This is a genomic window from Amycolatopsis sp. NPDC102522 (assembly GCF_055584485.1).
Genome location: NZ_JBVJLY010000001.1, coordinates 921,580 through 944,208 on the forward strand (window position 1 = coordinate 921,580; position 22,629 = coordinate 944,208).

Annotated in this window: 27 protein-coding genes; 15 read left to right on the top strand and 12 right to left on the bottom strand. The window is 68.5% G+C overall.

All coding sequences use genetic code 11. The annotated features are described in order from the left end of the window. Positions 1-50 precede the first annotated feature (50 nt). Positions 51-902 (bottom strand): ADP-ribosylglycohydrolase family protein, encoded by an 852-nt coding sequence (locus ACZ6YV_RS04135; protein ID WP_465508218.1) that lies wholly within the window; start codon positions 900-902, stop codon positions 51-53. A 10-nt stretch (positions 903-912) separates the two neighbouring features. After that, positions 913-1,917 (bottom strand): AraC family transcriptional regulator, encoded by a 1,005-nt coding sequence (locus ACZ6YV_RS04140; protein ID WP_465508219.1) that lies wholly within the window; start codon positions 1,915-1,917, stop codon positions 913-915. A gap of 53 nt (positions 1,918-1,970) precedes the next feature. On the opposite strand from ACZ6YV_RS04140, the gene ACZ6YV_RS04145 reads away from it, so the two are divergent. Next, positions 1,971-3,155 (top strand): DNA glycosylase AlkZ-like family protein, encoded by a 1,185-nt coding sequence (locus ACZ6YV_RS04145; RefSeq protein WP_465508220.1) that lies wholly within the window; start codon positions 1,971-1,973, stop codon positions 3,153-3,155. 6 nt (positions 3,156-3,161) lie between these two features. Here ACZ6YV_RS04145 and ACZ6YV_RS04150 read toward each other — a convergent pair whose 3' ends face one another. From ACZ6YV_RS04150 to ACZ6YV_RS04160, 3 genes are all read right to left on the bottom strand, one after another. Further along, positions 3,162-4,439, bottom strand: a complete 1,278-nt coding sequence (locus tag ACZ6YV_RS04150) for a M14 family metallopeptidase (RefSeq protein ID WP_465508221.1) — start codon at positions 4,437-4,439, stop codon at positions 3,162-3,164. Between the two features lie 94 nt (positions 4,440-4,533). Then, positions 4,534-5,175 carry a pyridoxine/pyridoxamine 5'-phosphate oxidase gene (locus tag ACZ6YV_RS04155; protein ID WP_465508222.1) on the bottom strand — a complete coding sequence of 214 codons (642 nt, stop codon included), beginning with the start codon at positions 5,173-5,175 and terminating at the stop codon, positions 4,534-4,536. After that, a complete protein-coding gene (locus tag ACZ6YV_RS04160; RefSeq protein ID WP_465508533.1) occupies positions 5,175-5,879 on the bottom strand; it encodes a hypothetical protein in 705 nt (234 codons plus the stop codon). Before ACZ6YV_RS04160 ends, ACZ6YV_RS04155 begins: the two co-directional genes overlap by 1 nt. A gap of 121 nt (positions 5,880-6,000) precedes the next feature. On the opposite strand from ACZ6YV_RS04160, the gene ACZ6YV_RS04165 reads away from it, so the two are divergent. Continuing rightward, entirely contained in the window at positions 6,001-6,522 is a 522-nt protein-coding gene (locus ACZ6YV_RS04165; protein ID WP_465508223.1) for a DUF2020 domain-containing protein, read from the top strand. A gap of 167 nt (positions 6,523-6,689) precedes the next feature. After that, positions 6,690-7,142, top strand: coding sequence for a DUF6918 family protein (locus tag ACZ6YV_RS04170; protein WP_465508224.1), 453 nt, complete (start codon positions 6,690-6,692; stop codon positions 7,140-7,142). 322 nt (positions 7,143-7,464) lie between these two features. Here ACZ6YV_RS04170 and ACZ6YV_RS04175 read toward each other — a convergent pair whose 3' ends face one another. Continuing rightward, positions 7,465-8,181 carry a hypothetical protein gene (locus ACZ6YV_RS04175; RefSeq protein WP_465508225.1) on the bottom strand — a complete coding sequence of 239 codons (717 nt, stop codon included), beginning with the start codon at positions 8,179-8,181 and terminating at the stop codon, positions 7,465-7,467. Positions 8,182-8,270: 89 nt separating this feature from the next. Here ACZ6YV_RS04175 and ACZ6YV_RS04180 point away from each other — a divergent pair, with 89 nt between their 5' ends. The 3 genes from ACZ6YV_RS04180 to ACZ6YV_RS04190 all read left to right on the top strand — a co-directional run bounded on the left by ACZ6YV_RS04180 (position 8,271) and on the right by ACZ6YV_RS04190 (position 10,421). Next, entirely contained in the window at positions 8,271-8,825 is a 555-nt protein-coding gene (locus ACZ6YV_RS04180; protein WP_465508226.1) for a peptidylprolyl isomerase, read from the top strand. Positions 8,826-8,868: 43 nt separating this feature from the next. Continuing rightward, positions 8,869-9,831 (top strand): rhomboid family intramembrane serine protease, encoded by a 963-nt coding sequence (locus ACZ6YV_RS04185; RefSeq protein ID WP_465508227.1) that lies wholly within the window; start codon positions 8,869-8,871, stop codon positions 9,829-9,831. A gap of 101 nt (positions 9,832-9,932) precedes the next feature. Next, positions 9,933-10,421 (top strand): hypothetical protein, encoded by a 489-nt coding sequence (locus tag ACZ6YV_RS04190; RefSeq protein WP_465508228.1) that lies wholly within the window; start codon positions 9,933-9,935, stop codon positions 10,419-10,421. Here the strand turns inward: ACZ6YV_RS04190 and ACZ6YV_RS04195 are convergent. Together ACZ6YV_RS04195 and crgA are read right to left on the bottom strand one after the other, a co-directional pair. Then, positions 10,406-10,783 carry a PH domain-containing protein gene (locus ACZ6YV_RS04195; RefSeq protein ID WP_465508534.1) on the bottom strand — a complete coding sequence of 126 codons (378 nt, stop codon included), beginning with the start codon at positions 10,781-10,783 and terminating at the stop codon, positions 10,406-10,408. The two genes, ACZ6YV_RS04190 and ACZ6YV_RS04195, sit on opposite strands and share 16 nt — an antisense overlap. Positions 10,784-10,901: 118 nt before the next feature. Then, positions 10,902-11,168, bottom strand: a complete 267-nt coding sequence (gene crgA / locus ACZ6YV_RS04200; RefSeq protein ID WP_005161856.1) for a cell division protein CrgA — start codon at positions 11,166-11,168, stop codon at positions 10,902-10,904. A gap of 213 nt (positions 11,169-11,381) precedes the next feature. On the opposite strand from crgA, the gene ACZ6YV_RS04205 reads away from it, so the two are divergent. From ACZ6YV_RS04205 to ACZ6YV_RS04215, 3 genes are read left to right on the top strand one after another with little or no spacing between them, the layout of a single operon-like run. Then, a complete protein-coding gene (locus ACZ6YV_RS04205) occupies positions 11,382-12,500 on the top strand; it encodes a class E sortase (RefSeq protein WP_465508229.1) in 1,119 nt (372 codons plus the stop codon). After that, positions 12,500-12,655, top strand: coding sequence for a hypothetical protein (locus ACZ6YV_RS04210; protein WP_465508230.1), 156 nt, complete (start codon positions 12,500-12,502; stop codon positions 12,653-12,655). The genes ACZ6YV_RS04205 and ACZ6YV_RS04210 overlap by 1 nt, the downstream gene beginning before the upstream one ends. Positions 12,656-12,657: 2 nt before the next feature. Further along, entirely contained in the window at positions 12,658-13,629 is a 972-nt protein-coding gene (locus tag ACZ6YV_RS04215; protein ID WP_465508231.1) for an LLM class flavin-dependent oxidoreductase, read from the top strand. A 41-nt stretch (positions 13,630-13,670) separates the two neighbouring features. Here ACZ6YV_RS04215 and ACZ6YV_RS04220 read toward each other — a convergent pair whose 3' ends face one another. From ACZ6YV_RS04220 to ACZ6YV_RS04230, 3 genes are all read right to left on the bottom strand, one after another. Then, positions 13,671-14,063 carry an SCO5389 family protein gene (locus tag ACZ6YV_RS04220; RefSeq protein WP_020632687.1) on the bottom strand — a complete coding sequence of 131 codons (393 nt, stop codon included), beginning with the start codon at positions 14,061-14,063 and terminating at the stop codon, positions 13,671-13,673. A gap of 110 nt (positions 14,064-14,173) precedes the next feature. Beyond that, entirely contained in the window at positions 14,174-14,908 is a 735-nt protein-coding gene (locus ACZ6YV_RS04225; RefSeq protein ID WP_465508232.1) for an ABC transporter permease, read from the bottom strand. Between the two features lie 14 nt (positions 14,909-14,922). Next, positions 14,923-15,633, bottom strand: a complete 711-nt coding sequence (locus ACZ6YV_RS04230) for an ABC transporter ATP-binding protein (RefSeq protein WP_465508233.1) — start codon at positions 15,631-15,633, stop codon at positions 14,923-14,925. A gap of 131 nt (positions 15,634-15,764) precedes the next feature. Between ACZ6YV_RS04230 and ACZ6YV_RS04235 the strand changes: the two genes are divergently transcribed. Both ACZ6YV_RS04235 and ACZ6YV_RS04240 read left to right on the top strand, forming a co-directional pair. After that, positions 15,765-17,618, top strand: coding sequence for a sensor histidine kinase (locus ACZ6YV_RS04235; RefSeq protein WP_465508234.1), 1,854 nt, complete (start codon positions 15,765-15,767; stop codon positions 17,616-17,618). Further along, positions 17,558-18,220 (top strand): response regulator, encoded by a 663-nt coding sequence (locus ACZ6YV_RS04240; protein ID WP_465508235.1) that lies wholly within the window; start codon positions 17,558-17,560, stop codon positions 18,218-18,220. The genes ACZ6YV_RS04235 and ACZ6YV_RS04240 overlap by 61 nt, the downstream gene beginning before the upstream one ends. Before the next feature lie 417 nt (positions 18,221-18,637). Here the strand turns inward: ACZ6YV_RS04240 and ACZ6YV_RS04245 are convergent, their stop codons facing one another. Beyond that, positions 18,638-19,957: an FAD-dependent oxidoreductase gene (locus ACZ6YV_RS04245; protein WP_465508535.1), complete on the bottom strand. Its 1,320-nt coding sequence runs from the start codon at positions 19,955-19,957 to the stop codon at positions 18,638-18,640. A 111-nt stretch (positions 19,958-20,068) separates the two neighbouring features. Here ACZ6YV_RS04245 and ACZ6YV_RS04250 point away from each other — a divergent pair, with 111 nt between their 5' ends. The 4 genes from ACZ6YV_RS04250 to ACZ6YV_RS04265 are packed head-to-tail and all read left to right on the top strand — an operon-like array spanning position 20,069 to position 22,585. Then, on the top strand, positions 20,069-20,713 hold the full coding sequence (locus tag ACZ6YV_RS04250) for an aminodeoxychorismate/anthranilate synthase component II (RefSeq protein WP_465508236.1): 645 nt from the start codon (positions 20,069-20,071) through the stop codon (positions 20,711-20,713). After that, entirely contained in the window at positions 20,710-21,522 is an 813-nt protein-coding gene (locus ACZ6YV_RS04255) for an ATP-binding cassette domain-containing protein (RefSeq protein ID WP_465508237.1), read from the top strand. The genes ACZ6YV_RS04250 and ACZ6YV_RS04255 overlap by 4 nt, the downstream gene beginning before the upstream one ends. Then, positions 21,510-22,154 (top strand): hypothetical protein, encoded by a 645-nt coding sequence (locus tag ACZ6YV_RS04260; RefSeq protein ID WP_465508238.1) that lies wholly within the window; start codon positions 21,510-21,512, stop codon positions 22,152-22,154. Before ACZ6YV_RS04255 ends, ACZ6YV_RS04260 begins: the two co-directional genes overlap by 13 nt. Next, complete coding sequence (locus ACZ6YV_RS04265; RefSeq protein WP_465508239.1) at positions 22,154-22,585, top strand: hypothetical protein; 432 nt, start codon at positions 22,154-22,156, stop codon at positions 22,583-22,585. The genes ACZ6YV_RS04260 and ACZ6YV_RS04265 overlap by 1 nt, the downstream gene beginning before the upstream one ends. Positions 22,586-22,629 lie beyond the last annotated feature (44 nt).

Genomic DNA, 22,629 nt, shown 5'->3' on the forward strand with positions numbered 1-22,629 from the left:
TGCCGAAACCGGCCCGCGGGCACGTCCGCGTTCCGTGGATCTCGCCTACGTCAGATGTGCAGCAACCGCTCGTCGAGCTTCGCCAGATAGTCGCGGCCGAACTCGCCGTTCTCCAGATCGCGCCACAGCACCGGCGGCAGATCCTGCGCCACCTCGGGCGACCGGGACGCGGCGGCCAGCGCGATGGTCGCCGCGGTGTCGACGTCACCGGTGAACGCGACACAGGTGTGGAGCATCCGGGCGAGCCCGCCGCCTCCGGCGAGCACGGTCAGCGCGGCGCGGACGCTCATCCAGCCCTGCGGGCCGATCTTGCCCGTCCACGGCCGCGCCCAGCCGCCGTGCCCGACGTCTTCGGGAAGGATCCCGTCGATCCACCGCGCCACCTCGGCCACCGGACCGAGCCGCTGGTGGCAGTAGTGGACGGCGAGCGCCGCCGCCTGCGCCGCGGCGATCCCTGCCGGGGTGTCGTGCGTGATCCTGGCCTGCAGTTTCGCGTGGTAGAGGACGTCGTCGACGGTCGGCAGGACCCCGATCGGCCCGGCGCGCATGGCCGCCCCGCTCTTGTCGCTCTGCGGTTGGAGCCGTCGCAGCAGCTCTTCACCGTCGCGGACCTCGCTGAGCAGCTGATGGAAACGCGGCGCGTAGCCGTCGTGCGGATCGCGGTGATACCCCCGGACGAACTGCTCGGCGAGCAACGACGGTGTCCATCGTTGTCCCGACACGAGCAGTTCGGCGATCGCGATCGTCATCTGCGTGTCGTCGGTGTAGCGACCGGACGGGACGGCGAGGTGGCCGGGATGCGGCACGTAGCCCGCCAGCGTGTTGTGCTCGGCGACGAAGCTCGGGTACGCGTGCTCGAAGGAGCCCCCGTACGCGTCGCCGATGGCCAGTTCGACCAGCATCCGGGCTCCTTCAGGCGGTGAGTCGTGCCGTTTCCGAAGGGAGTCTGCCGTAGGTGTCGCGGTAAAGACCGGAAAACCGGCCGAGATGCGTGAAGCCCCATCGCAGCGCGACGTCGGTGACGGTGCCTTCGGCGCGCCCCTGGGCGATCGCGAGCAGGTCCTGGTGCACGTGGTCGAGCCGGACGCGGCGCAGGTACTCCATCGGCGTCAGCCCGAGTTCGGTCCGGAACGCCAGCTGCAGCGAGCGCACGCTGATCCGCGCGGCCATCGCCAGCTCGCCGATCGACACCGGTTCGGCGGCGTGCTCCTCGCAGTAGGTCATCGCGCGGCGCACCGCCGTCGACTTCGGCCTCGGCCGTTCTTCGGCCAGTTCGCCGGACAGCGAATGCGGCTGCGTGTCGAGCAGCCCGTGCAGCAGCAGCTTCTCGAAATGCGAAGCGGCCAGCGGCGACCGGTCGAACAGGCCGGACGCGGCGGTCTCGCTGAAGGTGTGGAGCAGGGTGAGCCACTGGTCCATCCCCGACGTCGTGACGATCATCGGCTCGAACCGCAGGGGCGACGTCGGCAGCTCGCCGAGCCGTTCGCGCATCGTGTCCGCCACCAGCAGCTTGCCGACGCGGAGCAGCAGGATGTCGGGATGGTCGTAGGCGGTCTGGAACCGCGTACCCGGACCGGTCACGACGTGCCGCGACGGGACGACCTCGCCACCGATCGTGGCCCGGCTCCGGCCGGTGAGGGTCACGACCACGGTGTACGCGTCCGGAGTCTCTTCGCCCTGCAGCACGACGTCGGAGTCCAGCGTCAGCTCGTAGACCGAGAGGCCGCCCGGGTCGATCCCGGGGACTCGGAGGCCGCTGAGCTGGGAGATGTCGAAGGATCCGGTGGGCGTGGCGGTGTGCAGCTTGACCGTTTCCGGCGCGAGGAACGCCTGGAAGGTGTTCTCGAGTTCGTCGAAGTCATCGCCGGTGACCACCGTCGACGCGATCGGTGACCCGTCCGAGAACCGTTTGCGCACCTGTCGATCGTGCCAGGCTGCGGGGTGTCACCGAATGCCCATACCGTGGAGACATGGCGACCGACAAGCTGCGCGCGTGGTGGGCACATCGGCAAGGTCTCGACGGATCGCTGCACGGGGCGACGGCGGCCGCCGTGCTGGAGCGGACCGGCTGGATGCGTTCGGTCGGCGGTTCGGCGCCCTATTTGGGGCTTTTCGCCAGGGCCCGGCTCGATCGCGAGACGGTCGACGCGGACGTCGCCCGGCTCGCCATCCACGAGCTGCCTTCGGCCCGCGGCTGCACCTACGTCCTGCCGTCGGCGGATTTCGAACTCGGCCTGACCGTCGGAGCCGGGGCACCGGCCGGTGAACTCGCGGCCGCGGAGAAGTACCTCGGCGTCACGCAGGCCGAAATCGAGCAGTTGTGCGTGACCGTCGCCGACCTGCTCGACGCGTCCACCGAACCGCTCGGCCCGGCCGCGATCAAGGAAGCCGCCGGGGCCGCGGTGCGCAACCTCGGGGAGGCGGGCCGCAAACGCGGCACCACCACGACGTTGCCGCTCGCGCTCGGCCTGCTCCAGGTCCGCGGCGACATCCGCCGGGTCCCGGTCAACGGACGGCTGGACCACCAGCGCTACGGCTACGTCCGCTGGACGCCGTCCCCGCGCGGCGGGCTGACCGACATGGACACCGCGCGGACCGAACTGGCCCGGCGGTACTTCTCGTGGGCCGCCCCGGCGTCACTCAAGCATTTCCGCTGGTTCTCCGGTTTCACCGCGGCGAGCGCCAAGAAAGCCGTGGAACAGCTGGACCTCGTGCCGCTCGACGGCACCGACCTGCTGATGCCCAAGGAACTCGCGGACGAGTTCGCCGGGTTCACCGTCCCGTCGAAGCCGTCGTACGCGCTGCTCGCCGGGATCGACGGCATCCACCTTCTGCACCGCGAGATGTCGCGGCTGCTCGACGACGCCGATGTCGAACGTCCGGTGCCTGGTGGCCGCGCGGGGGAGATCCTGGGCGGGCAGGCGGATCCGCCGACCCACCTGATCGTCGACCGAGGCCGCTTCGCCGGCTTGTGGGAATTCGACACCGAGACGAACAAGATCGTCTACGAGTTCTTCGGCGACGAGGACGCCGCGTTGCGCGAGACGGTCGCGGAGACACAGGAGTTCGTCCGCGACCGGCTGGGCGACGCCCGGAGCTTCAGCTTGGATTCGCCGAAGAGCCGGGCGTCGCGAGTAGCCGATCTCAGGAACTGAGCCGGGTCAGGCCTTCGCCTCGTTGATCAGGATGTCGACGGCTTTGTCGTTGCGGGCCGTCTGCTCCGGGATCACCGAAGCGGGCGGGTAGAAGCCGTCGATCCCGCCGTCCTTCGGGTACATCTCGAAGGTGTAGCTGAGGATCTTGTGCTTGCCCCACGCCCAGTCGTTGATGTCGCCATCGGTGACGTAGAGGTCGCTGGACTGCTCGGGCGTGTAACCGTTGGTGGCGGCCATCTGCTTGCCGACGTCGGCGAAGCGCTTCGCCTCCTCCTCGCTCAGGCCCGTGTCGGTCTCGGCCTTCGTGTAGCCGTACGGCCAGAGCACCAGTTCCGAGAAGGTGTGGAAGTCGATGTGCGCCTTGATCTGCTGCGCGCCGCCGACCACCCGGGAGTTCATGAACTCCGCGACAGCCTTGGTCTCGGACTCGGAGAACGCCGAAGGACCGTGGTAGTCCTCGGCGGACGGGCTGTTGCTCGACCCGCCGCAGCAGTTCCACTTGTAGTCCCAGTTGCGGTTCGGGTCGGTGCCGACCGCGCTGCTGCCCGGCACGGGCTTCCGCGTCTTGCGCCAGCCCTGGTACTCGCCGCCGGTGATGTCGTACTCGGAGCCGTCCGGGTTGACGTTCGGGATCACGTAGATCTCGTGCTCGTCGACCATCTTCTTGATGGCCGGGTCGGTCGCGTACCCGCTGGTGAACCGGTCCACGATCCGCAGGCACATCTCGGTGGTGAGGTGCTCGCGCGCGTGCTGGTTGCAGGTGAACAGGACCTCGGGCTCGTCTTCGTCCTTGGCCGCGTTGTCGCTGATCTTCAGCACGTTGAGCTCGCGGCCCTCGTAGGACTTGCCGACGCTCGAAAGGGTCGCGATGTCGCCGTGGTCCTTCGCGGCCTTCTGCAGCTCAGCGCTCGTTTCGGCGTAGGTGTGGTACGCCTCGTCGCCCGGCGGGAAGTCACCCGCGACCGCCGAGGTGCCCGCGCGCCCGCTGCGCTGCTTGAGCATGCTGTCGAAGTCGCCGAGCGACTTCAGGCCGAACCCGTTCGCGCGCAGGTTCGCGGCCTGATCGGGCGTGGCGACGACGGTCAGCGCGCCACCGCGTGAGCCCGCGATGTCGACACCGGTGCGGGCGACGGCGGTGCGCTTGGCGGAGTCGTTCGCGCCCTCCACCGAATACAGCCCTCTCGCCGGGTCGCCGGTCTGGGCGTTCGCGACGGGCGTCGTGACGGCCAGCAGGGCGAGCCCTGTGGCGGCCAAGGCGCCCCAAATGCGACGGCGTGTGGACATTTCGCCTCCGAACGATCAGGGGACAAGGTGGCGTTCACCGTCGCCGAAGTGAATCGTCCACGACAACCCGACGATCGTCGTTCCCAGTTACCGTTTACGGCCAGAGGTGCTCTTTGAGCCAGGTCCCGCGCTCGCTCCGGTAGCGGAGCCGCTTGTGCCGCCGATCGTGGCTGGCCTGCCAAAACTCCACTTCGGACGGCGTCACCAGATAGCGGGTCCAGGTTTCCGGTGCCACGCCGGGATTCTCCTCGACCCACCGGTGCGCTTCCTCGGCCGCGCGGTCCAGATCGGCCGGATCTTCGAGCACCTGCGACTGCCTGCCGATGAACGCCTCCACCCGTGACGCCGGCGGCCGGGCGGTGAAATCGGCCGCGGACACCTCGGGATCGGCGGGCGAGACCGGGCCGCGCAGCCGGATCTGACGGCCTCGTCCCGGCCAGAAGAACGTCAGCGCGGCGAACGGATTCTTCGCCAGCTGGACACCTTTCGGGCTTTCGGAACTCGTCGCGACCGCCCAGGTGTCCCCGTCGACGTCCTTGAGGATCACGACCCGCGCGTCCGGCATCCCCTCGGCGTCCACTGTGGACAGTGTGACGGCGTGCGGCGCCAGGACGTGTTCTCCCGCTTCTTCGAGCCATTCCAGGAAAAGCTCACGCGGGGTCGCCGGGGCGGCCTCGGTGTCGAACACCGGCAGGTCTTCGGGGAACGACGACCAGCCACGCAAAGTGCGGCTCATCAGTACCCCGGCGGGCGCTGGCCGTGCTGCGGATAACCGGGCGCCGGCGGTGGATAGTGCGGCGGATGCTGCCCCGGCGGCGGGCCCTGCGCGGGCGGCGGGCCGACCGGGTACTGCGGCGGCGGTTGCTGCGGCTGCCAGCCGGGAGGCGGCTGCTGACCGGGCGGCGGCATCGGCGGCTGCTGGCCCTGCGCCTGCTGCCACTGCACCTGCTGATAGACCTCGGCGGGCTGCGGGAAACAGAACGTCAGCTTCGCGTTGACGGAACCCTGAACCGCGGCGCCCCAGAGCTTCCCGCCGACGAACGCGTACATCTGCGCCGCCGAAACATCGACGGCCACCATGCGCGTCTCGCCGCCGAACTGGTTGCCGGACTTCGCCGACGCGGCCTGCGCGGCATCCGGGTACACCCGGTCACCGATCAGACCGGCGATCACCACCGAAGCGGCCGTCCAGCCGACAGTGCCCATCACGTTCGCGCGCGCGTGCTGCGTCGCCAGCCCGGTGAAGTCGTACAACGCGGGCGCGGACACCTCCGGGATCGCCGCCGCGACCACGCAGTAGTTCATCGTCGACATCATCACGGATTCGGTGAACAGCCCCACGACGGCCGTGCTCGGACCGATCTGAACGGTGTTCAGCCTGCCGCCGCTGCGCTGGATACGCTCTGCCACCGCACCCAGGTACTGCTCCTTGGTGAGCACTGATGCCTCCTGAAGACCCGTCACGCACCGCCATCGTCGCATGAACAGGGCGGATGGTCGCACCGGCGCGGTAATGATCCGCTCTGCTTCACTGGACGCCGCTCTGCTTCACTGGACCATCATGCGACGTCTTCTGATCCTGCCGCTCGTCGTGCCACTGCTGGCGGCCTGCGGGCCGACGGAACAGCCGCCGCCTGCGGCGAGCCCCGCGCCGTCGAACACCCCGGCACCCCAGATCCCGGCCGCGCCGGAACCCACCGGCAAAGGCCCGTGCCCGTATCTGAGCACCGAGTTCATCTCGGATGCCAACGGGCAGAAGGTCTCCAAGGTCAAGACCTCGGCCGACCAGCCGCATCCGACCTGCTTCTTCTACGCGCTCAGCGGGAAACTGCAGCTCACCGTGCGCGTCTACGTCGGAGAACCGGGCGTGGCCAAGGCACTTGTCGATCAAGCCGCCCCCATCGACACCTCCAACCCGGCCGACGAACCGACGGGCTGGAAAGGCGGCTACCAACCCTCCGGGGACGGCGCCGTCTACGCCGTCGCGAAGGGCGGGAACGCGGTAGTCGTGACCACAAACCAGAAGCAGAGCATCAAGGCACGTACGGTGGCGAAGGAGGCTATCGGTGAGCTGAAGCTCTAGGTAGTGGTATCCACACGTCAGAGTGAAGTTGATCTTGTACTACCCTGTGCCGCACGCGCGAGGTTTCGCGGGACCAGCGCGACGCCAGATCCGGCGGCGGCCGCCTTGCGGTGTGGCTCGGCGGCACACAAGATCATTTCTCCCCAAAAGACAAAAGGACAGGTTTCGTGGCTGACACCCTCAAGGAAATCTTGCTCGACTCCAGCCGTCGCCCGGCGGTCGTGAGCGACTTCGAAGGTCTCGTCGACGCCGAGGTCTCCGACAAGGGCGGCGTTTCGGGTGCCGTCGTGAAGACCGGCTTCGCCGCCGTCAAGAAGATCAAGCCGGGCATCATCCCCTCCGCCGTCGACGCCCTGCTCGACGACTTCACCGGTGCCCTCGAGCCGTTCTACGGTGACTACAAGGCCAAGGGCGGCAACGACTTCGGCGCCTACCTGGTCGGCCGCGGCGACGAGGCCTCCGACGCGCTCCTGTCGGTCACCGACGCGCGCGCCGACAAGAGCAGCCGTGACAGCATCAAGAAGGTCTACGGCAAGCTGCGCCCGAACGGCAAGAAGAACGTCGAGGAGGCCCTTCCCCGCCTCGGCCAGCTGATCGACAAGCACGCTAGCGCTGTCTAATCGCGCGGAGCGCGATTAGACAGCGCTGTGTTGATTTGATCGCGCGCTGACGTAAAAGCGCCGAAGGGGCGTCGACCCGCTTTCCACTCACGTGGGCGGGGAGGCGCCCCTTCATCGCGTTTACGTGGGCCTTCGGCCCGAAAGAGGGCGCGCGACTGGTGAAGTCTCGCCGTCGCGCTGGCGCGCTTTCGGCGAGACGAGTCCGCCGGTGCTGTTGTCGGGCGCGTTGATCTTCGGCACCGAGACGTGAAGAACCCGCCTAGTGACCTGAAGGGGTCACTAGGCGGGCCCTAGCGACAAGCAGAAAGACGAAGGTTAGGCGTCAGTTCTTTTTGTCGGCGGAGCTGGCGCTTGAGGCCTGGTGCCCGTTCTTCGGGGCGCCGGGCTTCGGAGCCGCGGGCTTGGCCGCACCCGAACCCCCAGCCGGACCGGAAGCGGCGGGCTTCGCGGCAGCGGGCTTCGGAGCGGCCGCGGCCGGAGCGGCGGGCTTCGCGGGGGGAGCGGGCGGAGCCTTCGGCGGCGCGGGCGCGACCGGCGGCTCCTGCTTGGAACGCAGGGCGTATGCGGCACCGGCACCGACGACGGCGATACCGATGACCCACGGCCAGCGACGACGCTTGCGCGTCCCCTTGGCAGCGGTCTTCGCCTCGACGAGCGCGGACCTGAAGTCCTTCTTCGCCGCCTTGAAGTCCTTCTTGCCCCGGCGCTTGGACTCGCCGGCCGACTTCGCGGCCAGGATGGCGGCCTTGCGTGCCTTCCTGCCCGGCTTCCGCATCTCGGAAAGCCTGGCCAGCGCCTCCTTGCGAGCCGCCTTCGAGCTGCGCTTGAGCTCCTTGCGGGTCAGTTCGGTCTTCTTCGCGAGCTTCTTGCGCGCGCGACGGCTGGTCTTGACGATCTCACCGGCGCTCTCGGAGAGCTTCTGCTCGGCTACCTCGACGGCGTGGGCGGTGGCTTCCTTACCCGCCTCAACAGCGCGTTTGCGCAGGCCGAGCGCGCCGGCCTTCGCCGACTCGCTCACCGAATCTGCGGCCCGGGTCATGGCCTTCACCTCATCAATCGTTTTGATTCTGCTTCGTTGCTTGTAACCTATCGTGCCCCTTTTCCCCAGATCTTGCCGCAGATGGCACGATGAAGCTCGTGACTGAAAGCAAGGGATCCCTCATTGGTGGCGCGCTGAAGGCCACTCTGCACACCAACCAGGGTGACATCAACCTGAACCTGTTCCCCGACCACGCGCCGAAGACGGTCGCGAACTTCGTCGGGCTCGCCGAGGGCAGCAAGGAGTACACCCAGCCCAACGCGCAGGGTGAGAACTCCGGTCCGTTCTACGACGGGTCGGTCTTCCACCGCGTCATCGACGGGTTCATGCTCCAGGGCGGCGACCCGACCGGCACCGGCCGCGGTGGCCCCGGCTACAAGTTCGGCGACGAGTTCCACCCGGAACTCCAGTTCTCCAAGCCGTACCTGCTGGCCATGGCCAACGCCGGACCCGGCACCAACGGCTCGCAGTTCTTCATCACCGTCGCGCCGACGACGCACCTGAACTTCAAGCACACGATCTTCGGAGAGGTCGCGGACCAGACTTCCCGCGACGTCGTCGACGCGATCGGCCGCACGGCGACCGGTCCGGCCGACCGTCCGCTGCAGGACGTCGTCATCGAGAAGGTCAGCATCACCCGCTGATCACGAAGCCGGTTACGGGGGATTTCGGTAGGTTGGTGGCATCGTGAGCCAACCACCGAATCCCCAGTACCAGCAGGCCGCCATGCCCGGCTGCTGGTGGCACCCGACCCGGCCGACCGGGCTGAGCTGTTCACGCTGCGAGCGTCCGGCCTGCCCCGATTGCCTGCGTGAAGCCTCCGTGGGCTTCCAGTGCACCGACTGCGTCCAGACGGGCCGCCAGCAGGACCGCGCCCAGCAGAAGCAGTACCGCGACGCCGGCTACGGCGCGCGCACCCTCGCCGGCGCCCAGCCGTCCCAGACGGCTGTCGTGACGCCGGTCCTCCTGGCGCTCAACGTCGTCATCTTCTTCGTCACGGTCGCCCAGTCCGGCAGCATCTCGAGCAACAACTTCTCGGAGCTCTTCCAGCTCGGCGAACTGTGGAACCCGGCGACGCTGGCCGGCAACGAGTGGTGGCGGATCTTCACGTCGGGCTTCCTGCAGTTCGGCCTGCTGCACATCGCGAGCAACGCCTTCTCGCTGTGGTTCGTCGGCCGCCCGCTGGAGACCGCGCTCGGCCGCGTCCCGTTCACGGTGCTCTACTTCGTTTCGATGATCGGCGGCTCGGCCGCGAACCTGGTGTTCAGCGGCCTCGACGCCGTGCCGGTGGTCGGCGCGTCCGGCGCCATCTTCGGGCTCATCGGCGCGTACACGGTCATCGTCATCAAGCTGAGGCTCAATCCGACCTGGCTGCTGGTGATCCTGGGCCTGAACGTCTTCATCACGTTCCAGGTGCCCGGCATCTCCATCCTCGGGCACGCGGGCGGTTTCGTCGCCGGGCTCCTGGCGACCTTCGCGCTGCTGTACGCGCCGGAGAAGAACAGGCTCAAATGGCAGCTCGGCGGGATCGCGATCGTCGTCGTGGCGATGATCGGACTCATCGTCTGGAAGGACTCACAGACGATTTCCGCGTCCTGTGAGCTCACCACCAGCCGAGGCGCGCCCAGCTACGTCTGCTACCCGGAGTAGTCCCGCTTCCCCCAAGTGGGTTACATGAAGACCCGGTGGAGAAGCAACGGGGCTGGGTACTTTCACGTTGATCGTCAACATCGACAACGTGGGGGTTCGAGATGAAGATTCGCAAGGCAGTCCTGCTCACGGCCGTCGCCGCGATGGCCGCGGCGCTGGCACCGTCTGTCGCGCAGGCCGGTGAAGCCGCGGAAACCTGCCAGACCTACACCAAACGCTACTTCCTCGGCTCGGGCAGCGCGATCACGCTGCGTGTCGCCTACGTCGATGCGGCGTTGAAAATCTGCTTCGGGGATCCCGGCGTCACTTCCTCGGTGGCGACGCAGACCGTCGGCACGACCGGGCCGGGCGCGGCCACCGGCTGGGAGGTCACCGCCGGCCAGGCGGTGGTCCAGGACCAGCGGCCCCGGCACGTCAAGGCGAAGTTCAGCGGATCGCTGCGGACCTGCGTCGTCAAGATCAACCCGATCTGCTCGCCGGCCTCGCCGTACGAGATCTTCGGGGAGTACGCGCCGCCCGCGGTCGGCCCGGCCGTTCCGGGCTGGTCACACGGCCCGGACGGCGACGTCCACTACTACGACAACGCCTGACCCTTGAGGGCCGTGAGGACGTCCAGGACGTCCCTGGGGTCCTCGCCGAGGTCGATCCGGCCGAACACCAGCAGGAGTTCGCCGGAATCGACCTCGAGGGTCATGCTGTCCCGGCCGAGCCGGCGCGTCGTGCGCAGCCGGAGCCGGGTTTCGTTCCAGGAGCAGCGGTGCGCGCCACCGACGGTCCTGGCCAGGATTCCGTCGGGACCGGCGGCCAGCCGGGGACGGAGCAGGGTTCCGTGCAGCGCGAGCGCGCCGACGGACAGCATCGCGACCCCGGTCAGAACGGTGCCGCCGACATCACCGCCGATGGCCAGCCACGTCACGCCTGCCAGCAACAACAGGGTCAGCGCCCAGGCCACTACCACAACGTTCTGCTGCGGAGCCCACGAGGTGGGGTAGTTATCCACAGGGGTTATCCACACTGGGGATGAGTCACACCGGTGTAATTAGGCGTCAAGCCGCCATCCGGGGTAATGGTCACCGCCACCGCATGGTCATGAGCAACCCGGCGATCATCAGCACGAAGCCGATCGCGAAGTTCGTGTTGCCCAGATCCGCCATGAAGGGGATCTTGTCGCCCGCGATGTAGTTGACGACCAGCCACAACAGGCCGATCAGCATGAGACCGAACATCACGATCTTGTAGAACAGGTTCGACGGGCCCGCGGCCTTGACCTTCACCGGCGTGCGGCGGTCGGTCGGCGGGGTGTACGCCGTCTTCTTACGGACCTTGGACTTCGGCATCGTGTTCCTCGCGTACTGTTCGGCATCCCTGGTGGCGATGACCCGCTTTCGGGTGCGCAACCAGCGCCACGTGCACACGTTAACGTAAACGAGCGCCGCTGGGCACCGTCCGGGACCGGTCGATTTCCCGCACTGTGACAATGGTGTCACACACGGTTCGACACTGTGCTGGTTCGACACTGCGGCTTGGTTCGAGAATGAGGAGCTTGCGTAGTGGCTGAGCGGGAAGAGCCGGGTGGGGACCGACGGCGGTACTCCGGACGCCCACCCGGCGAGGGCCGTCCGGCCCCCCGGCGTAGGCCGGAGGAGGGAACTTCGCCGCGTTGCGCCCCGGGAGAGTCGCCGACGCCTCGGCGGAGGCCGCCGGAGGGCAGGTCGTACGACGGTCCGCCGCCTCGCCGACGATCCGACGCGCCCCCGCCTCGCCGTCGTCCCGCGCCACCGGCCGGGTCGACCGAGGAGACCGTCATCTTCGAACCGGTCGGCGGTGACGTCGCGACCGAGGAACGCCCGCCGCCGCGGGAACTGGGCAAGGGCGGCGCCGCCATCCGGACCGTGGGCGAACTCCTCATCACCGCCGGTCTGGTGGTGCTGCTGTTCATGGTCTACGAGGTCTACGTGACCGACCTCTTCTCTGCGGGCAAGCAGTCCGAGGCCAGTTCGGAGCTGGACGGCGACTGGTCGAAGGACCGGCAGCTGCATCCGGAACTCGTCGACGGGAGGGCGTTCGCCAGGATCCACATCCCGGTGTTCGGCGCCGACTTCAACTTCACCATCCAGGAAGGCACGACCGAGGCCGCGCTCGAAGTCGGACCGGGCCACTACAAGGGCACCGCGCTGCCGGGCGAGCCGGGCAACTTCGCCGTCGCCGGGCACCGCGTCGGCAAGGGCGCGCCGTTCAACGACCTGGACAACCTCGGCTCCTGCGACCAGATCGTCATCGAGACGCAGACCGACTTCTACATCTACAAGGTCCTGCCGTACAAGGACGAGGTCGAGGGCTGGGCCGCCGGCAAGGGCGCCCAGCCGAAGTGCAAGAACGTCGGGACACTGCGCGACCCGAACGCCGTCGACGGCGGCGCCTACGGCGAGACCAACGGCCGCCGCATCGTGTTCCCGACCAAGGGCGACACGGTGAACCCGGTGCCGTACAAGGACCCGGAGATCCTGCCGAAGGCCGAGCAGGTCTCGCTGCTCACGCTGACCACCTGCCACCCGCAGTTCTCGGCGAAGGAACGGCTCATCATCCACTCGGTGCTGACCCAGCAGGTGCCGAAGACCCAGGTCGGCTCCTACGCCGAACTGCTGCCCAAGATCTCGGAGGCGCGCTGATGTACGGCTGGATCTGGCGCAAGCTGCCGGGCCCCTTCGCGGTGAAGCTGGCGACAGCGGTCGTGCTGGCGCTCGGGGTCGTGGCGCTGCTGATGTTCGTCGTCTTCCCCTGGCTGGAGCCGCGCTTGTGGTTCAACGAGGTCGCGGTCCAGTAACCGTGCGATTCGGAGTTTTTCTCGTCTCCGGACGGTTTCCCGGGCAGGAGGACGCCGACGTCCTGCGCCGTTCGGTCGACGCCGCGATCGCCGCCGAGAGGGCCGGCTTCGACGACGTCTGGTTCGCCGAGCACCACTTCATGCCCTATGGTGTCTGCCCGTCCGCGATCACCCTCGCCGCGCACGTGCTCGGCCGCACCGAGCGGATCACGGTCGGCACCGCGGTGAGCGTGCTGTCGATCGCGCATCCGGTGGCGCTCGCCGAACAGTGGTCGCTGCTCGACGCGGTTTCCGGCGGACGGCTGCGGATCGGCGTCGGCCGCGGCGGACCGTGGCAGGACCTCGAGGTGTTCGGCACCGGGGAGTCCCGCTACGAAACAGGGTTCGAGGAGAGCCTCGATCTGCTGCTCGCGGCGATGACGTCGAAGACCGTTTCGGCCGCCGGTGACCACTTCGAGTTCCGGGAGGTGCCGATGGTGCCGCGGCCGGAGCGGGCCCCGCGCCTGGTCGTGGCCTGCGGCGACGCCCGTTCGAACGCGGTCCGGCTCGCCGCCGATCGGGGCCTGCCGATGCTGCTGGGCCTGCACACCGACGACGACGCCAAAATCGAAACCCTCGCCGCGTACGGTGATCCCGCCGCCGGGCACGTTTCGACGGTCATGTGCCAGGTCGGGGACGACGCGCCGGCCGTCGTGCGGTCCGCGTTGCCGGGCTCCCTCAAGGAGGGCTTCGCCGGTCACGTGTACCTCGACGGCAGGCGGGGGCTGGACAAGGATCCCGTGTCCTACACCGACAGGCTGTGCGAGATGCACCCGATCGGCGGCGTCGAACACTGCGTCGACAGGCTGGGCACGAGCATCCGGCGTACCGGGGTCTCCCACGTGATCATGATGGTGGAAGCGTCCGGTACGCCGGAGGGAACGCTCGAGAACATCGCGCGGATCGGGGAAGAGGTGCTACCCGCGCTGCGCTGATGAGCCCTCGGCGGGAAAGCGTGCTTCGGGCTGAAAAACGACTAGCAGTCGCGGAGTTCCGGGCTCTGGTTCAGCAGCTGCCCGCGTACCGAAACGAACGCGCGGTAGCGGTCACTGTCCACTTGGGACCGTTTGAACACGGCGACGCGATGGCAGTTCTGGAAAGCCAGCTTCACGCCGAAGTGCCGTTCCAATCCGCCGCGGATGGCGTCCGAGGCCAGCGCCCGCAGCAGCTGGCCGCGTTCGGCTTCGCTCGGCGGCGGCGTCTCGTTGTCGGCGAATCCGTCAGACGCGCCTTCGGCCTCGGCGATGACACCGGTGATCACGGTCCAGGCGTAGGGCAGGGATTCCCGGACACAGGCGACGAATTCGGCGTCGGAGACCTCTCCGCGCTCGGCCTTCTCCAGCAGCGCGGGCGATACATCCAGTGACATCGGACCTCCGAGAGAGACACAGTGAACGTGGGCCGTCTTCCTGACTACCCACCCGAGGCCCGGGCCACAAGAGAAAACGATCATCATCACCACTTTGGCGGAAGCCGTCGTCACTCCCAGCGAAAGAGCTTCGCCGCCACGACACAACTGCCCACCGCGAAAGCCGCCAACACGGCGAGTTGCGGCGGCTGGGCGCCGGCGCCGGTCCAGGCGTCCTCCATGGCCTTGACGCCCGGCGGGACGTACGCGCCGATGGTCTGGATGACATCCGGCAGCAACGGGCGCGGTAGGTAGACGCCACCGAGGAACATGATCGGGATATAGGCGACCATCGCGATCCCGCCCGCCGCCCGGCCGGTCTTGGCGATCGACGCGGCGATCAGCCCGAAACCGAAGATCGCCGTCGTGCCGAGCACGAACGCGAGCAGGAAGCCGAGCGGGTGCCGCGGCCCGGGGACGTCGAAGACGGCGGAGCCGAACGCGATCAGCAGGCCGACACCGGCGATCGTGACGGTGACGTTGATGATCAGCTGCGCCACCAGCAGCTTCGCCGGATGCACCGGCGTGGTGGCGAAGCGGCGGAGGATGCCTTGTTCGCGGTAGGCCGCGATCACGGCGGGAATCGCCTGGAGGCCCATCAGGGCGATGGTGAGCACCACCAGCGACGGCACCCAGACATCGATGAACCGCATGCCCGGGGTCTTCTCGCTCTCCGTCCGGAGGGCAGGGATGGCGCCGATGCCGAGCAGCAACACTGTCGGCGACAGCAGTCCCCCGAGGACCCAGGCCGGCGACCGCAGCGCGAGTTTCGTTTCGGTGAAAGTGATCTTGGCGAGCGTGTGCACTGTCTTCTCCCGTTTCAGTCGCGGCCGGTCAGGGTCACGAAGGCGTCGTCCAAAGAGGTCTTCCCGGTGCGGTCGCGAAGTTCGAGCGGGCTGCCGGTGGCGACCACGCGCCCGGCGTCGAAGACCGCGAGGCGGTCGCAAAGGCGCTCGGCCTCGTCCATGAAGTGCGTGACGAGCAGGACGGTGACGCCGGTGTCGCGCACGCCCTCGACGAGCTTCCAGGTGTCGCGGCGGGCGTGCGGGTCCAGTCCGGTGGTCAGCTCGTCGAGGACGGCGACCTCCGGGCGGCCGATCAGGGCGAGCGCGATCGAGACGCGCTGCTTCTGGCCGCCGGAAAGCTTGCCGAAGTACTTGTTCCGCTGACCGGTGAGACCCAGCTTTGCGAGCAGGTCACCGGGGTCGGCGGGGTTGGCGTAGAAGGAGGCGTAGAGCTCGAGTGCCTCCTGGACCTTGAGCTTTTCCGGCAGGCGGCTCTCCTGGAGCTGGGAGCCGAGACGCTGCTTGAGTGCCGCGTGGTCCGTTTTCGGGTCGAGGCCGAGGACCGAGACGCTGCCGGAGTCCGGCGTGCGCAGCCCCTGGAGGCATTCGACGGTGGTGGTCTTGCCCGCGCCGTTGGTCCCGAGGATCCCGAAGATCTCGCCTTGTTCCACGTGGAACGAAACGTCGTCGACCGCGACGTGCTCCCCGTACGTCTTGCGGAGGTTGGTGACTTCGATGAGTGGCATGCGAAAACGTTATGGCGCAAGGTTTTGCTTTTGGATGGGTCTAGAAGCCCAACCGGGGTGGGGCTGGACCCACCCCGCTCGTGGGGCTGCGGCCACTGCGTTCCGGCCGGTCGGTGCGCGAGACTTCTCGCATGATTCGGAAGTACCTCACCTCGGTGCGCCGCGGCCTCGTGCTCGCGGCCCTCGCCCTGGTGAGCTGGCTGGACCTGCTGCTCGAACTGGTGGGTTTCTGCATCCTGTGCGTCGGCCTGGTCTTCGCGTACACGCTGGCCCTGGAGGGGACGCGTCCACGTGCCGCGCTGACCCGGCGGCTGGCCGGACGCTGGTGCGGCATCGAGGTCGAGTCGCCGTACCGCCCCGCCCCGCCCGAGCCGGAACGCGAGCGCGACGGCTGGTACCGCGACGGGAACAGCCTGTTCAAGCGGTCGTGGTTCCTGCGGTGGACCAAACGGTTCGAATGGATCTCCGACGACCCGGCGACCGGCCGTGACCTCGGCTGGCAGCTGTGGAACCCCTTCGCCGGTTTGGTGCTCGTGCCCGCCGTGCTGCTGACCGGACCCGTCGCGCTGCGCGTGTACGGGCGCTGGACGCGCTGGTGGCTCGGCCCGCGTGAAGGGTCCTCTCGTGACGAGGGCTGGTTCAAACGCCGTCTCAAGGCGCTGGGGTTCCAGCTGGGCCTGGTCGGACTGTCGGTCGCGCAGCTCGCGATGGCGGTCCCGACACTGCTCATGCTGGTCGGACTGGTGCCGCTGTTCCCGACGCTGGTCATCGCCGGCCGGTCGGTCACCGACACCTTGCGCCGCGAGGCCAAGAACTGGACCGGCGTCCGGATCGACCGGCCGTACCTGCCGGAGCCGTCGTTCCCCGTGCCGCGGGCGGACGGGCTCTACCAGCGCGGACGTCAGCTGTACGACACGCCGTGGTGGCCGGCGCGGCTCGACCGCTACCGCTGGGTGATGCGTGACCGCGCGACCTGGCGCGACATGGCGGCCGCGGTGGTCAACTCGGTGGTGCTGGCTGTGATGGCGGTGCCGACGGCGGCGCTGGTGCTCTTCGGCTTCCACGGGCTCCTTGCGCTGTGGGTCTGGCGGCCGATCGCGCAGTGGACGGACACGGCCTGGTCGACCACGCACTGGTTCTCGATGATCGGCCTGCCCGAAGCGACCACCCACTGGCAGGCTCTCGCGCTGACTCCGGTGGCCGTGGCGGCCTTCGTCGTCGGGCTGGTCGCGACGCCGCAGCTTGCCCGCCTGGGAGCTCAGTTCGCGAAGCTGCTTCTAGGGCCGACGGAGGCTTCGCGCCTGGAACAGCGCGTCGCACGGATCAAGCAGACGCGGACGGACGCCTCGGTCGCGCAAGCCGCCGAGATGCGGCGCATCGAACGGGATCTGCACGACGGCGTCCAGTCGCGGCTGGTCGCGATGGGGATGAAGCTGGGTGCCGTCGAAGCGTTGATCGACAGCGATCCGGCCGAGGCGAAACGGCTGGCCGCCGAGCTCCGGCAGACGTCGTCCGAGACGCTGACCGAGTTGCGGCTGCTGGTGCGCGGGATTCACCCGCCGGTGTTGTCCGAGCGCGGTCTCAGTGACGCGGTGCGGGCGATGGCGCTGGACAGTCCGCTGCGGGCCTCGGTGAACGGTGTGGTGCCCCGGCTCGAACAGCCCGCGGAAGCGTGCGCGTACTTCGCGGTCAGCGAGCTGCTGGGCAACGCGGCGAAGCACGGCGAGGCGCGGCGAGTGTCGATCGAGTTGGGTTACGACGACGGTCTGCTGCGGATCGAGGTGACCGACGACGGGAAAGGCGGCGCGAACGCGGCCCGGGGGAGCGGGATTCGCGGGATCGAAAGCAGGCTGGGTGTCTTCGACGGTACTTTTGCTCTGACCAGCCCGCTCGGCGGGCCGACGAAGGCGATCATGGAGATCCCGTGCCAGCTCGACCCCGATGCGTCGTCGCCGAGGACCAGTACCTCCTCCGGGACGGCCTGACGCATTTGCTGACCGCGCACGGTTTCGACGTCGTCGAGGCGGTCGGGACCGGGCCGGAACTGGAACGGGCGCTGCGTTCGCACCGGCCGGACGTGTCGGTCGTCGACGTCCGGATGCCGCCGACGCTCACCGACGAAGGCCTGCAGGTCTCGCTGGCGGTGCGGCGCGACATCCCCGGATTGCCGATTTTGGTTCTCTCACAACATGTCGAGCAGCTCTACGCGCGCGAGCTGCTGGCCGACGGCGCCGGCGCGATCGGATATCTGTTGAAGGACCGCGTCTTCAACGCGGACCAGTTCATCGACGCGGTACGGCGCGTGGCGGGTGGCGGGACCGCGATGGATCCCGAGGTGATCGCGAAACTGGTGGCGGGCAACGCTTCCGACCCGCTCGCCGCGCTGACCCCGCGGGAACGCGAGGTGCTCGAACTGATGGCCGAGGGCTGTTCCAACGCCGCCATCGCCGGGCGGCTGCACTTCAGCGAGGGGGCGGTGGGGAAGCACACCGCGAACATCTTCGCGAAACTCGGCATCGTCGCTTCGGACGACACGAACCGCCGCGTCCTCGCTGTCTTGGCGTACTTGGGGTCGGGTGGGTCGTGAGCGGCGGTGACGCGTCGGTCCGGGCACCGTGTCATGTCGCTGGGGCTTTCCGGGGTCGGGAACTCGGTGTCGTGAAGGCCCCCTTGAAGACGTTCAACGTCCTGAAGGCCCCCTTCGGGACAGTGGCGTAGCGCGGCCTGGGCACCGGAAACCAGCTAGAGGTGACGCGAAGGGAACCTTCCCCGCGTGCGATGCGGCGAAAGCCCCCTTCGCCAACCCGAATCGCCACTCACGACCACCCTCCCTGAACGCCAAGAAGGACCCCACACCGGTGGGGCCCTCCGTGACATTCCCGAGGTTGTCCACAACCCTTCCCGGCTGTGGACAACCCGCGCTGACCAGCCCTTTTCCCGGCCCCAGCCGGTAGACTGGGTTCGGGGCCGCCCCCTGGGACGGGTGGGGGGCTGGGTAGGTGAGTTAAGAGCGGGAAATGCGGGTCATTTCGTCGCGTTCCACGACCTTGACGCGTTCCCGGCCGTGCGGGACGCCGAGGGACTTTTCGTGGGCGTCGAGTTTGCCCCAGCCGTCCCAGGTGGTGAAGGGGACGCCGCGTTCGGCGAGGAAGTCGAGGATCGCGTCGGGGTCGTCCACCGCGGGGGTCGCCAGGTTGTCGGCGTCGGCGAGCAGGCTCGCGATCGTTTCGGCCGCGTCGCCCTTGGTGTGGCCGATGAGGCCGACGGGGCCGCGTTTGATCCAGCCGGTCACGTAGACGCCCGGCACCTGGTCCTCGTCGATGTCCAGCACCCGGCCCGCCTGGTTCGGCACGGTCCCGGTGGTGTGGTCGAACGGGATTTCCGGCAGGTGCGAAGACAGGTAACCGACAGCGCGGTAGACGGCCTGGACGTCCCAGTCGTGGAACTCGCCGGTGCCGCGCACGTTGCCGTCACCGGTCAGTTCGGTGCGTTCGGTCCGCAGACCGGTCACCTTGCCGTCCTCGCCGACGATCTCGCACGGCGAGTGCAGGAAGTGCAGGTGCAGCCGCTTCGGCCGGTCGCCCTGGTCGCGGATCGCCCATTCCTGCAGCGTCTTCACGACCATGTCGATCTGCTTCGACGCCCGCAGCGCGGCGATGCTGCCCTCGTCGAACTCGATGTCCTCCGGATTGACGATGACCTCGACGTTCGGCGAGTGGTCCAGCTCCCGCAGTTCCAGCGGCGTGAACTTCGCCTGAGCCGGGCCGCGGCGCCCGAACACGTGCACATCGGTGACCGGGCTGGCCTTCAAGCCCTGGTAGACGTTCTCCGGGATGTCGGTGCTGAGCAGCTCGTCCGCGGTCTTCGCGAGGACACGGGCCACGTCGAGCGCCACGTTCCCGACCCCGAGGACCGCGACCGACGTCGCGTTCAGCGGCCAGGTGCGCGGCACGTCCGGGTGCCCGTCGTACCAGGAGACGAAGTCCGCGGCGCCGTAGCTGCCGTCGAGGTCGACCCCGGGGATGTCGAGCGCGCGGTCGGCCATGGCGCCGGTCGAGAAGATCACCGCGTCGTAGAACTGGCGCAGGTCGTCGAGCTTCAGGTCGGTCCCGTAGTCGACGTTGCCCAGCAGCCGGATGTTCGGCTTGTCGAGGACCTTGTGCAGGGCCGTGACGATGCCCTTGATCCGGGGGTGGTCGGGCGCGACGCCGTACCGGATCAGCCCGAACGGCGCCGGCATGCGCTCGAACAGGTCGATCGTCACGTCGGCGTCGGACTTGTCGAGGATGTCGGCGGCGTAGATGCCGGCCGGACCGGCACCCACGATGGCTACACGAAGAGAACGGCTCACCCCTACCACGGTAAGTTAGGTTGCCCTAACAATCATTGTGATCTGGCGTACGGTCCACCTGGTGGGAGCCGCTAAGCTGAGTTCATGCGCGTGCTCGTCGTCGACAACTACGACAGTTTTGTCTACAACCTGGTCCAGTACCTGGCCCAGCTCGGCGCCGAGTGCACCGTCTGGCGCAACGACGTGGTGGAGATCGACAAGCTCGGCGAGTTCGACGCGGTCCTCGTCTCTCCCGGCCCCGGAACCCCGGAACGCGCTGGTCAGAGCATGGACGTCGTCCGGGTCTGCGCCGAGAAACGCATCCCGATGCTCGGCGTCTGCCTCGGCCACCAGGCCCTCGGTGTCGTCTTCGGCGCCACCGTCGACCGCGCCCCGGAACTGCTGCACGGCAAGACCAGTCAAGTCCACCATTCGGGCGAAGGAGTCCTGGCCGGACTTCCCGCCGAATTCACCGCCACGCGGTACCACTCGCTGACCGTTTTGCCGGAAACCATCGACGACGCCGTGTTCGAGATCACAGGCCGCACCGAGTCCGGTGTCGTGATGGGCATGCGTCACCGCGAACTGCCTCTCGAAGGCGTCCAGTTCCACCCCGAGTCCGTGCTCACCCAGGGCGGGCACCGGATGCTGGCGAACTGGATGGCCGCGGCCGGGCACCCGGTCCCCGACGCCACGGTCAACGAACTCGAACAGGCGACCCGCGCGCTGCAGAAGGCCGCTGCTGCGTGACCTCGCTGATCCGGCTCGAAGGAGTCGGTAAGCGCTACGGCCGCGGCGAGCCCGTGCTCGTCGACGTCGACCTCGACGTCCCGGCGGGCCGCGTGATCGGCGTCCTCGGCTCGAACGGCTCCGGAAAGTCGACGCTGCTGAGGATCCTCGCGGCGCTTTCCCGCGAGACCTCGGGAACCGTCGTGGGCAGCCCGCGCGTCGGCTACCTGCCGGACCGCTTCCCCGCGGGGCAGCGGATGAGCGCCAGGGCGTACCTGCGGCACATGGCCCGCATCGACGGACTCGCCGACCTGTCGGCCATCGACCCCTTGCTGGACAGGCTGGCGCTGGTCGGCGGCCCGGACGCACCCCTGCGGACCCTGTCGAAGGGCAACGCCCAGAAGGTCGGCCTCGCCCAGGCCGTCCTGGCCGGGCCGGAACTGCTGATCCTCGACGAACCCTGGTCCGGCCTCGACGTCGAAGCCCACACGGTGCTCGGCGAACTCGTCGCCGAGACCAAGGAACGCGGTGCGAGCGTCGTCTTCACCGACCATCGCGCGGCCGCCGTGCACGCCCACGCCGACGACGTCTACCGGATGGACGCCGGTCTCCTGACCCGCGTCGAAACGAGTGCCGAAACCGAAAGCGCGACAAGGATCGTCCTTCACGGACCTGGCGGCGACTGGTCGTCGGAACCCGGCGTCAGCCAGGCCGTGGCCGACGGCGAAAAGGTCGTCTTGACGGTCGAAGCCGGTCACGCCGATGCAGTCCTGCTGCGCGCCCTCAACCGCGGCTTCTCGGTCCGGGAGGTGGCGCCGTGCTCGCCATGACCCGCTACTACCTCGCGCTGCTCGGTCATTCCCAGCGCTACCTCCCCGCGATCCTCGCCTACATCGCGGTCAACACCGTGCTCTACACGGATCCGAAGTCGCCGCTGCTGCCGCAATACGGGATCAGCGCGGGTTCGCTCCTGGTGGTCTCGTGTTGGCTGACGATCGCGATGCTCGACGTCGAGGATCCGGTCCAGCGGCTGGTGACTTTCAGCCACGCCCGGCGCTGGCGATCGGTCCTCGGCGGCGCCACCCTGGCCGTCTTCGCCTGCGCTATCGCGCTGATCCTCGTGACGGTGCTGTGGTCCGGCCTCCGGACCGGCGGCTTCACGATCGGCACCTTCGCCCTCGGTGCCGCGGCGCACGCGTTGTGCGCGCTGTTCGGGATCGCGATCGGACTGCCCTGCTCGCGGCTGCTGGTCCCGCGCGTCGGCTGGTCCGTCCTGGCCGCGATCTTCGCCCTCGCGGCCGTGCTCCTGGTGAAAGGACTGCCGCTGGCCAACCCGCTGCTGCGGGCCCTGACCTCGCAACAACCCCTGACCGGCCCGTTCACGGTGGCCGTGGTGGCGGCGGTCGCCGCCTTGCTCGTGAGCGCGACGGCCGTCGGATCCCTGCTCCGCCGCAACGCCTGATGCCACGGCTCATCGCGCTCAACGGACCGCCCGCCTGCGGGAAGTCGACGCTCGCCCGGGAACTCGCGATCGGCGCGGCGCGGACGCATCTGCTCGCGGGTCACGACGTGATCGTCCCCCAATTCCTCGGCCGCGCCGCCTTCCTCGAACGGCTCGAAGCGCTCGCCGGGGAGACGGCCGCGGAGTTCCACGAGATCGTCCTCCTCGACACCAAGGAAAACGCGCTCCGGCGGTTCGCCGAACGCACCCGAGCCGCGGCCGAGCCCGAGCACGTCGAGGCCCACGAGATGCTGGGCGGCGCCGGACAGCCGGGGCAGATGTACGACCTGCTCCTCGCGCTCGTCGCCACCCGACCGAAGGCGGCCGTGGTGCGCACGCGCGACGGGCAGATCCGGCAAGCCTACGAAGGAATTCTCGAACGGCTGACATGAAAAGAGCCCCGCACGAAACCGTGCGGGGCCCTTCTTCGAGCTGA